Annotated in this window: 16 protein-coding genes; 10 read left to right on the top strand and 6 right to left on the bottom strand. The window is 63.6% G+C overall.

All coding sequences use genetic code 11. The features are described from left to right. The first annotated feature begins 59 nt into the window (after window positions 1-59). Window positions 60-1,802 (top strand): gamma-glutamyltransferase, encoded by a 1,743-nt coding sequence (gene ggt / locus F2982_RS12870; protein ID WP_203428053.1) that lies wholly within the window; start codon window positions 60-62, stop codon window positions 1,800-1,802. Here ggt and F2982_RS12865 read toward each other — a convergent pair whose 3' ends face one another. Beyond that, the gene (locus F2982_RS12865) at window positions 1,803-2,510 is read right to left on the bottom strand and encodes a hypothetical protein (protein WP_203428052.1); all 708 of its coding nucleotides are present in this window, start codon (window positions 2,508-2,510) and stop codon (window positions 1,803-1,805) included. Between the two features lie 156 nt (window positions 2,511-2,666). On the opposite strand from F2982_RS12865, the gene F2982_RS12860 reads away from it, so the two are divergent. Beyond that, window positions 2,667-3,731 carry a helix-turn-helix domain-containing protein gene (locus F2982_RS12860; RefSeq protein WP_203428051.1) on the top strand — a complete coding sequence of 355 codons (1,065 nt, stop codon included), beginning with the start codon at window positions 2,667-2,669 and terminating at the stop codon, window positions 3,729-3,731. Window positions 3,732-3,803: 72 nt separating this feature from the next. Continuing rightward, window positions 3,804-4,778, top strand: a complete 975-nt coding sequence (locus F2982_RS12855; RefSeq protein ID WP_203428050.1) for a threonine/serine dehydratase — start codon at window positions 3,804-3,806, stop codon at window positions 4,776-4,778. Here the strand turns inward: F2982_RS12855 and F2982_RS12850 are convergent, their stop codons facing one another. Then, on the bottom strand, window positions 4,779-5,573 hold the full coding sequence (locus F2982_RS12850) for an SDR family oxidoreductase (protein WP_203428049.1): 795 nt from the start codon (window positions 5,571-5,573) through the stop codon (window positions 4,779-4,781). A 118-nt stretch (window positions 5,574-5,691) separates the two neighbouring features. On the opposite strand from F2982_RS12850, the gene F2982_RS12845 reads away from it, so the two are divergent. Further along, the gene (locus F2982_RS12845; protein ID WP_203428048.1) at window positions 5,692-6,636 is read left to right on the top strand and encodes a GlxA family transcriptional regulator; all 945 of its coding nucleotides are present in this window, start codon (window positions 5,692-5,694) and stop codon (window positions 6,634-6,636) included. Here F2982_RS12845 and F2982_RS12840 read toward each other — a convergent pair. Further along, a complete protein-coding gene (locus F2982_RS12840; RefSeq protein ID WP_203430066.1) occupies window positions 6,633-7,550 on the bottom strand; it encodes a LysR substrate-binding domain-containing protein in 918 nt (305 codons plus the stop codon). The two genes, F2982_RS12845 and F2982_RS12840, sit on opposite strands and share 4 nt — an antisense overlap. A 105-nt stretch (window positions 7,551-7,655) precedes the next feature. Between F2982_RS12840 and F2982_RS12835 the strand changes: the two genes are divergently transcribed. The 3 genes from F2982_RS12835 to F2982_RS12825 are packed head-to-tail and all read left to right on the top strand — an operon-like array spanning window position 7,656 to window position 9,048. After that, complete coding sequence (locus F2982_RS12835; RefSeq protein ID WP_203428047.1) at window positions 7,656-8,072, top strand: tautomerase family protein; 417 nt, start codon at window positions 7,656-7,658, stop codon at window positions 8,070-8,072. Continuing rightward, window positions 8,069-8,473, top strand: a complete 405-nt coding sequence (locus tag F2982_RS12830; protein WP_203428046.1) for a cupin domain-containing protein — start codon at window positions 8,069-8,071, stop codon at window positions 8,471-8,473. The genes F2982_RS12835 and F2982_RS12830 overlap by 4 nt, the downstream gene beginning before the upstream one ends. Beyond that, a complete protein-coding gene (locus tag F2982_RS12825) occupies window positions 8,470-9,048 on the top strand; it encodes a DUF4865 family protein (RefSeq protein ID WP_203428045.1) in 579 nt (192 codons plus the stop codon). The genes F2982_RS12830 and F2982_RS12825 overlap by 4 nt, the downstream gene beginning before the upstream one ends. On the opposite strand, the gene F2982_RS12820 is transcribed toward F2982_RS12825, so the two are convergent. From F2982_RS12820 to F2982_RS12810, 3 genes are all read right to left on the bottom strand, one after another. Beyond that, entirely contained in the window at window positions 9,027-9,659 is a 633-nt protein-coding gene (locus F2982_RS12820; RefSeq protein ID WP_203428044.1) for a LysE family translocator, read from the bottom strand. The genes F2982_RS12825 and F2982_RS12820 overlap by 22 nt on opposite strands. Window positions 9,660-9,775: 116 nt before the next feature. Beyond that, on the bottom strand, window positions 9,776-11,215 hold the full coding sequence (gene pyk / locus F2982_RS12815) for a pyruvate kinase (protein WP_112719920.1): 1,440 nt from the start codon (window positions 11,213-11,215) through the stop codon (window positions 9,776-9,778). Further along, window positions 11,215-11,685 (bottom strand): DUF1036 domain-containing protein, encoded by a 471-nt coding sequence (locus tag F2982_RS12810; protein ID WP_112385515.1) that lies wholly within the window; start codon window positions 11,683-11,685, stop codon window positions 11,215-11,217. Before F2982_RS12810 ends, pyk begins: the two co-directional genes overlap by 1 nt. 219 nt (window positions 11,686-11,904) lie before the next feature. On the opposite strand from F2982_RS12810, the gene F2982_RS12805 reads away from it, so the two are divergent. From F2982_RS12805 to F2982_RS12795, 3 genes are all read left to right on the top strand, one after another. Then, window positions 11,905-12,696: an N-formylglutamate amidohydrolase gene (locus F2982_RS12805; RefSeq protein WP_203430065.1), complete on the top strand. Its 792-nt coding sequence runs from the start codon at window positions 11,905-11,907 to the stop codon at window positions 12,694-12,696. Window positions 12,697-12,707: 11 nt separating this feature from the next. Continuing rightward, window positions 12,708-13,013 carry a DUF1244 domain-containing protein gene (locus F2982_RS12800; protein ID WP_203428043.1) on the top strand — a complete coding sequence of 102 codons (306 nt, stop codon included), beginning with the start codon at window positions 12,708-12,710 and terminating at the stop codon, window positions 13,011-13,013. Between the two features lie 89 nt (window positions 13,014-13,102). Next, on the top strand, window positions 13,103-13,366 hold the full coding sequence (locus F2982_RS12795) for a DUF2312 domain-containing protein (protein ID WP_007527482.1): 264 nt from the start codon (window positions 13,103-13,105) through the stop codon (window positions 13,364-13,366). The last annotated feature ends 31 nt before the right edge of the window (window positions 13,367-13,397 follow it).

Genomic DNA, 13,397 nt, shown 5'->3' with positions numbered 1-13,397 from the left:
TGCACCGGCGAAAAGCCGAACCATATCCACTCGATAATTTATCTTTTGGAGGGGATCTCATGGACCGGCTTCAGGCCCGAACCATTTCGCTTTTCACCGCTTTCGCCTTCTTTCTCAGCCCGCTTTCCACCAGTTTCGCCGCCTCGCCCGCGCCCGTCGAAGGGCAGCATGGCATGGTGGTGACCGCCCAGCATCTGGCGACCGATGTCGGGGTCGAGGTTTTGAAGAATGGCGGCAATGCCGTCGATGCCGCAGTCGCCGTCGGCTATGCGCTCGCCGTCGTCTATCCGACCGCCGGCAATATCGGCGGCGGCGGCTTCATGACCATCCGCATGAAGGACGGCAAGACCACCTTCCTCGATTTCCGCGAGCGCGCGCCGCTTGCCGCGACGAAGACCATGTATCTCGACGCCAAGGGCGATATCGTGCCGCGGGCCAGCCTGGACGGCTATCTCGCCGTCGGTGTCCCCGGCTCCGTCATGGGCTTCGAAACCGCCCGCGAGAAATACGGCACCAAGTCGCGCGCCGATCTTCTCGCGCCTGCCATCGCCTTCGCCAAGGACGGCTTCACCTTCGAGCAGGGCGATGCCGCGATCCTCGCCGACAGCGCCAAGCGCCTCGCCAAGGACGAAGCTGCCGCCAAGATCTTCCTGAAGGACGGCAAGCCGCTGACCGCCGGTGAAAAGCTTGTTCAGCCGGAGCTCGGTACCGTGCTCCAGGCAATCTCCGAGAAGGGGCCTGAGGCCTTCTACAAGGGCGAGCCCGCCGAAGCGATCGTCAAGGCCAGCCAGTCGAAGGGCGGCATTCTCGCCAAGGAGGATTTCGAGCAATATTCCGTCCGCGAGCTGAAGCCGATCGAGTGCAATTACCGCGGCTACGACATCGTCTCCTCGCCCCCGCCCTCATCCGGCGGCGTCATCATCTGCGAGATTCTCAACGTCCTCGAAGGCTACCCGCTCTCCTATCTGGGCTATGGCTCGGCCGAGACGGTGCATGCCATGGTGGAAGCCATGCGCTACGCCTATGTCGACCGCAACGCCGCACTCGGCGACCCCGACTTCGTCGACAACCCGGTGAGCAAGCTGCTCGACAAGGGCTATGCCACCGAGATCCGTGAAAAGATCGATCCCTACAAGGCCGGCAAGTCGGCCGACCTAAAGCCGCTCGGCGGCAAGGAAAGCACCGAGACGACGCATTATTCGATCATCGACGACGAGGGCAATGCGGTCGCCGTCACCTATACGCTGAACGGCTCCTTCGGCGCCGGCGTCGTCGCACCCGGCACCGGCATCCTGCTCAATAACGAGATGGACGATTTCACCTCCAAGCCCGGCGTTCCGAACCTCTATGGTCTCGTGCAGGGCGAGGCGAACGCCATCGCGCCGAAGAAGACGCCGCTCTCCTCGATGAGCCCGACGATCATCTCCAAGGACGGGAAGCCCTTCATGGTGATCGGCAGCCCCGGCGGCTCGCGCATCATCACCATCACGCTGGAAGCGATCCTCAACGTCATCGATTTCGGCATGGATATCAGCCAGGCCGTCAACGCCCCGCGCATCCACCACCAGTGGCAGCCGGACAAGGTCTTCCTCGAACCCTACGCGCTTTCGCCCGACACGGAAAAGACGCTCGCTGCCATGGGCTACACATTCGACGGCGGCAATGACGCGCCGGTCTGGGGCCAGGCGGCAGGCATTCTCGTCGGCGGCAAGAGCCTTGCCCATATCGAGAAGGGCGGCGGCGCGCGTTACTACGGCGCGATGGATAGCCGCGCCGTCGAGGGCGCTGCCAAGGGTTACTGATCAGCGGATCCGGGCGCGGACATAGTCGCCCCGGATCGTCACCTGCGGCTTGGCACCCGGCACGCTCGGCTTCTCGGCATCGACAAGCGATGCCTTGGCCGTAACCGTGTAGTCGACCGGCACGTCCGCACCGAACCCAAGCGTGGCATCGAGCGAGGTCGCCTCGATGCCGATCTTCTCGTCCCTGGCGATGGACGCATAGGTGAGGTTCGCCCGCACAGCCGTGCCGGAAATATCGACCTCCGACGCATGACCGTCGAGGGTGATATCGGCGGCATTGCCCGATGTGCGAAAGCTCGAGAAATTGCCGTCGAGCCGCGCCATGAAGGCATGCTGGTCGATCTTAACGGCAGCCCCCGCCGGTACATTGGCGGAAACATCAGGCGCGCAATCGCCGATATCGCTCCAGGCCGAAACCGCGACATCGATCGTCATCGACGTCCCGTCGATCTGCACCCGGCTCTCATCCTTGCAGGCGTTGAAGAACCAGTTCGAATACCAGGACGAGAACCAGCCGATGCGCCGCCCCGTCGTCACGGCCTCATAGGGCCTGCCGGCATCCGTGGTGATCCGGATCGAGCTGGAATCGCCGCGGATGACGATCGAGCGGATCGCGGTGATATCGAATGTCTCGCCCGGCGTGATCGAGCCGCCGAAGGCCGACAGCAGGGTCATGAAGAAAAGCGGAATGGAAAGGATGAGGCTCATCGGTTTGCTCCTTGAATAAGGCCGGCAGGTCCGGCGAGACCAAGGTGCAATTCGTGCAGTTTTCCGGAGACCTCAATCGTGTTTCGGGTCGCCCGCAATTGCGATCGAGGCCATTCTCGTGCTCATATCCTCAAGGCAATCATCCGGACGCCGACCATGATTTTCGTGCCGCTACCCTTCGTCGTCGCACTGCTGCTGCTCATCCTGCTCGTCAGGATGCTGCGGACGGAGGAATGGAATGCGCCCGGCCGCCGGCTGTTTCTGGCGCTGATCGCCGCCTATGCCCTGCAATCCGTCCTCATCGGCTTTCGCTGGGGCTATGACACGCTCGCCATCATGCCGTTTCAGGCGGTGCTGGCGGCACTCGTCGCACCGCTTTCCTTCGCCAGCTTCGCCGACCTGACACTGGAGACGCCGCGTCCGCTGAAGCGCCAATGGCCGCATCTCCTGCCGGCGATCGGCGTAGCGCTCGCCTTCGCCTTTTGGCGCGATATCGTCGGTCTGAGCCTGATCCTGATCTTTCTCGGCTACGGCCTCAGCCTGCTCTGGATCTCCCGCAGCGGCGCCGATGGCCTCGTCGCCTCGCGGCTCGACGGCGCCTTCCTCTCCCATCGCTCCCTGATGGTAACGGCCGTCGCCCTGATCGCCTCTGCGCTCAGCGACGTCTTCATCAGCCTGGATTTCGACAATACCGGCGGCGCCCATGCCGGGCGGATCGTGGCGCTCGGCAATGTCATTGTGCTGCTGATCCTCGGCAGCGCGGCGGCCGCTGCCGGAACAAGCCAGCCGGAGCAACCGGCAACCGAAGCCGCGCCACCCCCGCCCAGCCTGCCGACTGAGGAGGATGGCGCCGTTGCCGCCCATCTCGACAGCCTGATGGAGACCAGGCAGATTTACCGCGATCCCGAACTCAATCTGAGCCGCATCGCCCGCAAGCTCGGCCTGCCGGCCCGCAGCGTCTCGACGGCGGTCAACCGCATCCACGGCATGAGCGTCTCGCAATATGTCAACGAGTTCCGCATCCGCTTTGCCTGCGATCAGCTCGTCCGCACCGAGCTGCCGGTCACCAGCGTGATGTTCGAGGCGGGCTTCATCAGCAAGTCTAACTTCAATCGCGAATTCCTGCGGGTGACGGGCGCGAGCCCGACCGAATACCGGCGGCGCGAGCAGGCCGGAACGGTCGCGAGCCCAAGCCGCGCCCCGGCATTCGTGTCACCGTGACAAAAACCGCCGTTCACAACGGCTTTGTCACATTCTATTCATGGCGCAGCACATCAGCCGAAAGAACATCCCATGGCATCCATTGAAATGATCGTTGCCGCCCGTGCCCGCCTGCGCGGGCATGCCAGGCGCACGCCGCTGCTCTCCTCACCGTTCCTCGATGAAATGGCCGGGCGGCGGGTCTTCGTGAAGGCCGAATGTCTGCAGCATACCGGTTCCTTCAAGTTCCGCGGCGGCTGGTCGGCGGTATCGGGGCTGGAGCCTGATGTCCGCAAGCGCGGCGTCATCGCCTTCTCCTCCGGCAACCATGCCCAGGGCGTGGCGCTGGCCGCCAAGCTGCACGGCGTCCCCTCGGTCATCATCATGCCCTCGGACGCGCCGAAGCTGAAGATCGACAACACCCGCGCCTTCGGCGCCGAGGTGGTGCTCTACGACCGCGCCAAGGAAGACCGTGACGCGATCGGCGACCGCCTCTCCGCCGAGCGCGGCCTGACGCTGGTCAAACCCTTCGACGAGCCGCTGGTCATCGCCGGACAGGGCACGACAGGTCTGGAAATCTCCGAACAGGCGGAGGAGGAAGGCATCAAGACGGCCGAAGTGCTGATCCCCTGCGGTGGCGGTGGCCTCAGCTCCGGCGTCGCTCTGGCACTCGAAGCCAGCGCGCCGTCCTTCACGGTCCGCACCTGCGAGCCGGAAAAATTCGACGACTTCGCCCGCTCGCTGGCCGCAGGCGAGATCAGGCGCAATGCCTCGATGACCGGCTCGATCTGCGATGCAATCATCACGCCCGAGCCCGGCAAAATCACCTTCCCGATCCTGAAGCGCCTCGCCGGCGCCGGCATCGTCGTCACCGACGAGGAGGCGCTCCGTGCCATGGCGCTCGCCTTCAAGCGGCTGAAGATCATCGTCGAGCCGGGCGGCGCAGTGGCGCTTGCCGCGGCACTGTTCCACGGCAAGGCATTGGAGAGCGACACCGTCATCGCCATCACCTCGGGCGGCAATGTCGATACCGATGTCTTCGCGACGGCGCTGGAGCGCTTCGGCTAATCAGACGCCGTAGCGTGCTGCAGGCACAGAGCGCGAGAGGTGCGGCATCATTGCCTGCCGCGCATCTTCATGGGCCTGCAACAGCGCTGAGTCTTCGAGCGCCGGGATGGTCGCGAACTCGCCCTGGTCGAAGCCCTTGAGCGAGGCATCGACCATCGCTTCGGCGGACATGACGATTTCGCCCGGCAGGTGCTCGACCGGCATCCCGGCAATGCCCCAGAATTCCGTTGCGGTCGCGCCCGGCAAAACGGCCTGAACGCGGATATTCTTGTCCGTCAGCTCATGCTTCAGCGACTGGCTGAAGGCCAGCACGAAGGCTTTCGTGCCACCATAGACGCCGTTGAGGATCTCCGGCGCGATTGCCACGATCGAGGCGATATTGATGATCGCGCCGCCGCCGCGGGCAACGAAGCCCGGCACTGCGGCATAGGTCAACCGCATCAGCGCCGTCACGTTCAGGTCGATCATCTGCTGCATCTTGTCGACATCGGCCGAAAGCAGCGGCGCCGTGCCGCCGACACCGGCATTGTTGACCAAGAGCGTGATGTTGCGGTCGCCCTTCAGCACAGCTTCCACCTTGGCAAGATCAGCCTGCGCGCCGAGATCGGCAACGACAGTCTCGACCTTGCGGCCGGTCTCGCCGCTGATGCGGCTCGCGAGCGCCGAGAGGCGTTCGCCATTGCGCGCCACCAGAATGAGATCGTAGCCGCGCTTGGCAAGCCTGTCGGCATAGATCGCGCCGATGCCTGATGACGCACCGGTGACGAGCGCGATGCCCTTGTTCAAATCGCTCATGGTCTTTCTCCTTCAATTGCTTTGGCGAATGCCATCGCTTGAGGGATGTTTTACGAGGGATTGCCGATGTCCTGAATGTCATATAAACCACCTTTTAGGACAAACGGAGTTTTCGGCCATGCAGCGCATCGGCTTTCTTGTCTATCCCGGCTTCCAGATCATGAGCCTCGCCGCGGTCTCGGCTTTCGAGTTCGCCAATATCCAGCTTGGCGAGCAGGCCTACGAGATCCGCTATGTCTCGGAAACCGGCGGCCCTGTGCCGAGCTCGCTGAGCATGATCATCCACACAGAAGCCTTCAGTGATCCCGCCTTCGATACGCTGATCGTTTCCGGCGCGCCCGATATCCGCCTGCCGACTGCGGGAGAGGCCGCGTTCATTCGTGAGGCGGCAGATGCCTCACGTCGACTCGCTTCGATCTGCACGGCCGCCTTTCTGCTGGCCGATGCCGGTGTCCTCGACGGCCGCAGGGTCACCACCCACTGGCATCTCGCCCGCGAGCTGAAATCCCGCTATCCCGCCATCAAGCTCGATGAGGACCGCATCTTCATCGTCGATGGCTCGATCTGGACTTCGGCCGGCATGACTGCCGGTCTCGATCTGGCTTTGGCGATGGTCGAGAACGATCATGGCGCCGACGTCGCCCGCGCCGTTGCCCGCAAGCTGGTCGTCTATCACCGCCGCGCCGGTGGCCAGTCGCAATTCTCGACGCTCCTGGATCTCGAGCCGAAATCGGACCGCATCCAGAAGGCGCTCACTTATGCCAGAAGCAATCTGACGAGCGCGCTCTCCGTCGAGGAGCTCGCCGACGCCGCGCATCTGAGCCCGCGCCAGTTCAGCCGTACCTTCCGCTCCGAGACCGGCCAGTCCCCGGCAAAGGCCGTGGAAAACCTGCGGCTGGAAGCGGCGCGGCTGATGATGGAACAGGGCCGCCACCCGATCGATGTCGTGGCGCGCGAGACTGGCTTTGCCGACCGCGAGCGGATGCGCCGCGCCTTCCTGCGCGCTTTCGGCCAGCCGCCGGCCGTCATCCGCCGCAACGCCCAAAGCGAACTGGTGGCCTAGGCCCGCATCAACATCGGTTGCGGCGAAAGACCGGCAAGCGCTTCCTGTGCTGCCTGCAGCACGATCGATGACAGCCGCGCGGTTGCCGCATCCGGATCCGCCTCGGCGCGATGCATCATCAAGCCGAGCGACGGCAGAGCGGGCAAACCGGCAGCGTCAGGCGAAACCGGCTTGACCTTGGCAGGGAGACCGAGCGGCGTGCGGATGGTGATGCCGAGCCCCGCCGCCGTCGCCGCCCAGAGGCCGCCGAGGCTTGGGCTGACGAAGGAAAGCCGCCAGGGAATGTTGGCCCGGTCGAGCGCATCGATTGCCGCGGTCCTCAGCAGGCAGGGCGCTTCGAGCGAAGCCAGCGGCAGCGGCTCGCCGCTTTCGACTGTCCAGCCCTGCGGCCCCGAAGCCGGTCCGACCCACAGCATCGGCACCTCGCCCACCATCTCGCAATGCGCCGTCGCATTGCCGTTGCTCCAGGCAAGCGCCAGATCGAGCTTGCCGGTCGTCACCCGCTCGATCAGTTCGGCATTGCGCACCACGCGCGCCTCGATCCGGACTTTCGGATGCGCCCTGGCAAAACGGCCAAGCACCTCCGGCAAGACGGTCTCGCCGAAATCCTCCTGCAGCCCGAGCCGCACCCAGCCTTCGAGCTCGACGCTCTGGATCGCCGCCACCGCCTCATCGTTGAGCTCCAGAAGCCGCCGGGAATAGGCAAGCATCGTCTCCCCGGCATCGGTCAGCGCCAGCCCGCGGCCGGACTTGCGGAAGATCGGCGTTCCCGCCTGCTCCTCCAGTTTCTTCAATTGCGCGCTGACGGCCGATGTCGAGCGGCCGAGACGCTCGGACGCCTTGGCGAAATTGCCGAGCTCCATGCCGGTCACAAAGGTGCGGAGAACATCCAGATCGAAATTTGTCTTGCGCATCATCAATCCCATTTTTCAGGATCATACGTTCGATATATTCTGATTTTATGGATTAATTTGCCGTGCAATGGTCCTCCTGTCAAGATTTCAAACAAGGAGGCTCCCATGCCCTTCGTTCGCATTTCTCTCCTCAAAGGCAAGTCGCCGGAATATCTGCGCGCCCTCTCCGATGGCATCCACCGCGCCCTCGTCGAGGCTTTCGACGTGCCCCCGGCCGATCGGTTCCATGAGATCCAGCAGCATGAACCCGGCGAGCTGATCTTCGACCGCAACTATCTGGCCGGACCCCGCTCCGACGATTTCGTGGTTTTTGCCATCCGCGCCGGACGCCCGCGCAGCACGGAGACGCGCAAGGCCTTCTTCAAGCGCGCCGCCGAACTGCTGAGCGAGGCGCCGGGCCTGCGCAAGGAAGACATCATGATCACCATCGTCAGCTCGCAGCCCGACGAATGGTCCTTCGGCGACGGCGTGGCGCAGATGGCCGACGACAACTGGCGTGCCCGCGCCATGGGAGAGCCGTGATGAGCGGCAATCCCACGGCCATGACGATCCGCCGTCCGGGAGGCGCCGTGCGCTCCCCCGATGGCATCGCATCCGCGCCTTTCTGGGTGGAGGCGCTGCTGGAAGGCAGTGCCGCCGGAGAGAATGCCGCAATGCGCGCCACGCTCGATCCCGGCACAATCACCAACTGGCACACGCATCCCCGCGGACAACTGCTCTATGCCCTCTCGGGCATAGGACGGGCGCAGCGCGATGGCGGCCCGGTCGAGGAAATCAGGCCCGGCGACGCCGTGTGGTTTGCGGCTGGCGAGAAGCACTGGCACGGCGCGGCCGAGGATGCGCCCTTCAGCTATTTCAGCATCCAAGCAACCGATGGGGAGCGCTTCGTCGACTGGCTGGAACCCGTGGAGTTACCGCGATGATCGCCATGCAATACAGCTTCACCCTGCCTGCCGATTACGACATGGGCATCATCGACCGCCGCATGCGCGAACGCGGCCCGGGCACCGACGGCTTTCCGCATCTCGCCTTCAAGGCCTATCTCAGCGCCAGGAGAGGCGAATTCGGCGGCCAGGAAAACCTCTACGCCCCCTTCTACCTCTGGGACCAGCCGGAGGGCGCGAGCAACTTCATCACCGGCCCGGGCTTCCAGGCGCTGACGCAATCTTTCGGCCGGCCAGGCATCGAGCAATGGATGGTGTGGCACGCCGAAACGGTGGCTGATCTCTGCAATGCCAAGTTCGCGACCGCCGAGCGTCTCCCGATCGAGCCGCACGCCGATCTCGCGGCTCTGCGCGCGGAAGAAACCGAGCGGGCAAGGCAGACGGGACGCAAACGTGACGCCCTCGCCTCGATCTCCGGCTTCGAAGCCAGATCGTGGTCGCTCGTCCGCTTCATGCTCTACGCGGATATGCCGCTGATATCAGGCGACGGCCAGATCTACCGCGTCGGGCACATGTCGCTGCCAGCTGCCGTTCAGGCGGTTGCCCGGCGGTAAAAGGCGAGCGAGCCCGCAAGAGCCAGGAGCGCGCCCCCGCAGGCGCGCTCAAGCCATATGGCACCGCTCGTCTTGAGAAAGCGCGCCGCTTGCGAACCGAACACCGCGTAGCCGAACATGATGAAGAAATCGAGCGCGGAGAAGACGAGCGCAAGCAGCAGGTACTGTGATGCCTGTGGCGATGTGGGATCGATAAACTGCGGCAGAAAGGCGGAAAAGAACAGGTAGCCCTTCGGATTGGTAACAGCCACCATGAAGCTCTTCAGCCCGATAGCAATCGCTGACCGGGATCCGCCGCCCTGCTCCGCGAGCGCGACATCGAGAGATCCCTTCGATCGCAGCAGCATGACGCCGAGAAAGGCGAGATAGGCCGCGCCGCAATATTTCAGCACGGAGAACCAGAATTCCGACGCGGCAAGCAAAGCGCCGAGACCAACGGCAACCGCCCCGATCAGGACGAAATCCGAAAACACGGCGCCCAGCATGCCGGGAATGGCCCGCCTCACGCCGTAGCGCGAGCCGTTGTTGAGCGCAAGCAGGACCGTCGGCCCAGGTGTCGCGATCCCAACGAAAGAAACTGCGGCAAAGGCGAGAATTGTAACGGCGTCCATATCCACCTCCCGGATTTTTCCGGAGGCTCGCATGTCGCCATCGTCCGTTCAAGATTACCGCAAAAGAAAAACCCGCCGGTTTCCCGGCGGGCTATCGAGACCAAGCCTCGAACTTGTCAGATGCCGCTGCGGCCGTCGGAGCCGATATAGGCGATGCGGATCATGTTGGTGGCACCAGGCGTGCCGAGCGGAACGCCGGCCGAGATGATGATGCGGTCGCCCGGCTTGCCGAAGCCTTCGTCGGCGACGATGCGGCAGGCACGGTTGACCATGTCGTCGAGGTCGGTCGCGTCATGGGTGACGACGCAGTGCAGGCCCCAGACGATCGCCAGACGGCGGGCGGTCTTGATGATCGGCGACAGCGCCAGGATCGGAACCTGCGGGCGCTCGCGCGAGGCGCGCAGGCCGGTCGTGCCCGACGAGGTATAACAGACGATGGCCGAGAGCTTCAGCGTTTCGGCAATCTGGCGCGCTGCGAGCGAGATCGCGTCGGCACCGGTTGCTTCAGGCTGGGCGCGCTGGGCGTAGATGATGCCCGGATAGTGCGGCTCGCGCTCGATGGCGCTGGCGATCGACGCCATGGTCGCAACAGCTTCGACCGGATAGTCGCCGGAAGCGGATTCGGCCGACAGCATGACGGCATCCGCACCTTCGAACACGGCGGTCGCGACGTCGGAAACTTCGGCGCGGGTCGGAACCGGAGCGGTGATCATCGATTCCAGCATCTGCGTAGCAACGACCACCGGCTTGCCCGAACGGCGGCAGGCGCGGATCAGCTGCTTCTGGATACCGGGAACGGCTTCGAGCGGCATTTCGACGCCGAGGTCGCCACGGGCAACCATCAGCGCGTCGGAAAGCTCGATGATCTCTTCGATACGCTCGATTGCCTGCGGCTTCTCGATCTTCGACATGATGCCGACGCGGCCCTTAGCGATCTTGCGCACTTCGGCGAGATCTTCCGGGCGCTGCACGAAGGAAAGCGCGACCCAGTCGACATCGTCGGTCGCCAGCACGGCGTCGAGATCGACGCGGTCCTTGTCGGTCAGAACGCCGACGGTGAGCAGCGTATCGGGAAGGCTCACGCCCTTGCGGTCGGAAATCTTGGTGCCGGAAATGACAGTGGTGACGATGCTCTTGCCGTCGCACTTCTCAGCGCGCAGGGCGAGCTTGCCGTCGTCAATCAGCAGGCGATGGCCCGGCTGCACCGACTCCAGGATTTCCGGATGCGGCAGGAAGACGCGGGTGGCGTCACCAGGGGCTTCGTTGTTGTCGAGCGTGAAGGTCTGGCCGGGTTTCAGGTCGACTTTGGTATCGGCGAACTTGCCGACGCGAAGCTTCGGGCCCTGCAGGTCGGCGAGAATACCGATCGGGCGGCCGGAGCGCGCTTCGACCGAGCGGATACGCTGGACCAGCGTGCGCATCAGGTCATGGCTCGCATGACTCATGTTGATGCGGAAAACGTCGGCACCGGCCTGGTGCAGCTTCTCGATCATCGCTTCTTCGCTGGAGGCGGGGCCGAGCGTTGCGAGGATTTTTACTTTGCGGTTACGCTTCATCAATTCGGGCTTTCTTGCGTTCCGGGCGTATCGGAAAGTTGGACCATCCAGCTGCCCTGGCGGCCCGTATCATATTCCTTGAACCCCATCTTCTGATAGCCACGGGCATAGCAGTCATTGACGCCCGTGATCTTGAACTCGTTTTCCGCTACGCACATCTGCACATCGCCCGTCCAACGGCCTCCCCGGGCGGCATCTTCTGCGTAGAGGTAATAGTATCGCGACTGCAGCTCTCCTTCGATCAGCGTCGCGCAGGTCGTTGCCGGGACCTGCCACCAGCCTTCGGTAATCCAGCCATCCTTGGCACGATAGCCGATGGCGACCCCGACCAGATTTTGCGTGCCATTGCAGACGCGGAAGTCCGCGCGGGCCGCGTTTGCGGCGAAGAATGGCATCATGGCTGCGAATGCGAACAATGCGAGGCGGGCAAGCGGCCCGGACCGGGTGAGGAAACTTGGTGCGGCTTGCATCAACACGGCTTCCGATTTGCTCCCACGGTTATTCGTTTTCCCGTGCCTTCTTGCGCCGCCATCCGGCGAATGTCAACGCGATGCTAATCGATTATATTCCTTTCATAACCTGCTTGTGACCATCGCGTTGCCGCAGACGCGCGATGATCCGGCTTGAACCTCCGGCACGTGCATGCGATCAGTGACCCCTCGCCCGAAATGACGAATGGCCATTCGCTGATGGAAGACTTCCAACCCTTCGAAATCCTACCCGGCAAACATGACAGCGGCATGGTGATCCTCGGCGATCACGCCATGAACCGGCTACCCGAAAGCTACGGAAAGCTCGGCCTGCCGGAGACCGCCTTCGCCCGCCACATCGCCTACGACATCGGCATCGAGGGCCTGGTGCGCAGCCTGTCGGCAAGGCTCGGTGTACCCGCCGTTCTCGGCGGCTTCTCCCGCCTGCTGATCGACCCGAACCGCGGCGAAGACGACCCGACGCTGATCATGAAAATCTCCGACGGCGCGATCATTCCCGGCAATCACCCGATCTCCAAGGCCGAATGGCAGGGCCGCATCGAGCGTTTTCATCGCCCCTATCATGATGCCGTAGCGATGGAGATCGCCAAGGTGGCCAGCGCCACCGGCAAGGCGCCGCTGGTCCTCTCGCTGCATTCCTATACGCCCGCGTGGAAGGGCGTTCCCCGTCCCTGGCACGCCGCCGTGCTCTGGGATAGCGATCACCGCGCCGTCGGCCCGCTGCTTGACATGCTGCGCCGCGATCCCGATCTGGTAGTCGGCGACAACGAGCCCTATGACGGCGCGCTCAAAGGCGATACCATGTACCAGCACTGCATGGTGACGGGCATCCCGCACGCGCTCCTCGAGGTCCGCCAGGATCTGATCGGCGACGAGGCCGGGATTGCCGAATGGGCCGAACGGCTGGCGCCGGTCTTTGCGGCGATGAATGCCGATCCGACGCTGCACGAATACAAGGTGCATCCCTCGCGCACCGGCCCCTACGCATGAAGGAGGAGACGATGACGGAACTGACGAAGGAACAGCAGATCGAATTCGAGGCAGCCGCCTTCCGCCGGCTGGTCGCCCATCTGCGTGAGCGCACCGACGTCCAGAACATCGACCTCATGAACCTCGCCGGCTTCTGCCGCAACTGCCTGTCGAACTGGTACCGCGAGGCGGCCGAGGAAAACGGTGTGCCTGTCACCAAGGACCAGTCCCGCGAGATCGTCTATGGCATGCCCTATGACGAGTGGAAAAACCTCCACCAGAACGAGGCATCGGAAGCACAGAAGACGGCTTTTGCCGAAAACAATCCCCACAAATAACGTCATCGCCGCCGAAGGGACTTGACCGCGGCACCGCTTCACGGCAGTCACTGCCACGAATTCCAATCCGAAAAATCAGGAGAACACGGATGTCTGATGCTCATGGCGTCGCCCGCGATCAGCTTCGCGCTTTTGTCGAGCGTATCGAACGCCTGGAAGAAGAAAAGAAGACCATTGCCGACGACATCAAGGATGTCTACGGCGAAGCCAAGGGCATGGGCTTCGATACCAAGATCCTCAAGAAGGTCGTCGCTCTGCGCAAGAAGGACGAGCAGGAACGCATGGAAGAAGATGCGATCCTCGACACCTACCTGCACGCGCTCGGCATGATCGAGGCTCCGCCGGAAGGCTGATCCCAGATATTCGCTTCGAAAGCCGCCAGGC

The organism is Rhizobium sp. BG4, assembly GCF_016864575.1.
Lineage (GTDB): Bacteria > Pseudomonadota > Alphaproteobacteria > Rhizobiales > Rhizobiaceae > Rhizobium.
This window is presented reverse-complemented; position numbering and strand designations above follow the sequence as displayed.

Coding starts and splice junctions, on each gene's coding strand:
- ggt (WP_203428053.1), top strand. CDS start 60: ATGGACCGGCTTCAGGCCCGAACCATTTCGCTTTTCACCGCTTTCGCC.
- F2982_RS12865 (WP_203428052.1), bottom strand. CDS start 2,510: ATGAGCCTCATCCTTTCCATTCCGCTTTTCTTCATGACCCTGCTGTCG.
- F2982_RS12860 (WP_203428051.1), top strand. CDS start 2,667: ATGATTTTCGTGCCGCTACCCTTCGTCGTCGCACTGCTGCTGCTCATC.
- F2982_RS12855 (WP_203428050.1), top strand. CDS start 3,804: ATGGCATCCATTGAAATGATCGTTGCCGCCCGTGCCCGCCTGCGCGGG.
- F2982_RS12850 (WP_203428049.1), bottom strand. CDS start 5,573: ATGAGCGATTTGAACAAGGGCATCGCGCTCGTCACCGGTGCGTCATCA.
- F2982_RS12845 (WP_203428048.1), top strand. CDS start 5,692: ATGCAGCGCATCGGCTTTCTTGTCTATCCCGGCTTCCAGATCATGAGC.
- F2982_RS12840 (WP_203430066.1), bottom strand. CDS start 7,550: ATGCGCAAGACAAATTTCGATCTGGATGTTCTCCGCACCTTTGTGACC.
- F2982_RS12835 (WP_203428047.1), top strand. CDS start 7,656: ATGCCCTTCGTTCGCATTTCTCTCCTCAAAGGCAAGTCGCCGGAATAT.
- F2982_RS12825 (WP_203428045.1), top strand. CDS start 8,470: ATGATCGCCATGCAATACAGCTTCACCCTGCCTGCCGATTACGACATG.
- F2982_RS12820 (WP_203428044.1), bottom strand. CDS start 9,659: ATGGACGCCGTTACAATTCTCGCCTTTGCCGCAGTTTCTTTCGTTGGG.
- pyk (WP_112719920.1), bottom strand. CDS start 11,215: ATGAAGCGTAACCGCAAAGTAAAAATCCTCGCAACGCTCGGCCCCGCC.
- F2982_RS12810 (WP_112385515.1), bottom strand. CDS start 11,685: ATGCAAGCCGCACCAAGTTTCCTCACCCGGTCCGGGCCGCTTGCCCGC.
- F2982_RS12805 (WP_203430065.1), top strand. CDS start 11,905: ATGGAAGACTTCCAACCCTTCGAAATCCTACCCGGCAAACATGACAGC.
- F2982_RS12800 (WP_203428043.1), top strand. CDS start 12,708: ATGACGGAACTGACGAAGGAACAGCAGATCGAATTCGAGGCAGCCGCC.
- F2982_RS12795 (WP_007527482.1), top strand. CDS start 13,103: ATGTCTGATGCTCATGGCGTCGCCCGCGATCAGCTTCGCGCTTTTGTC.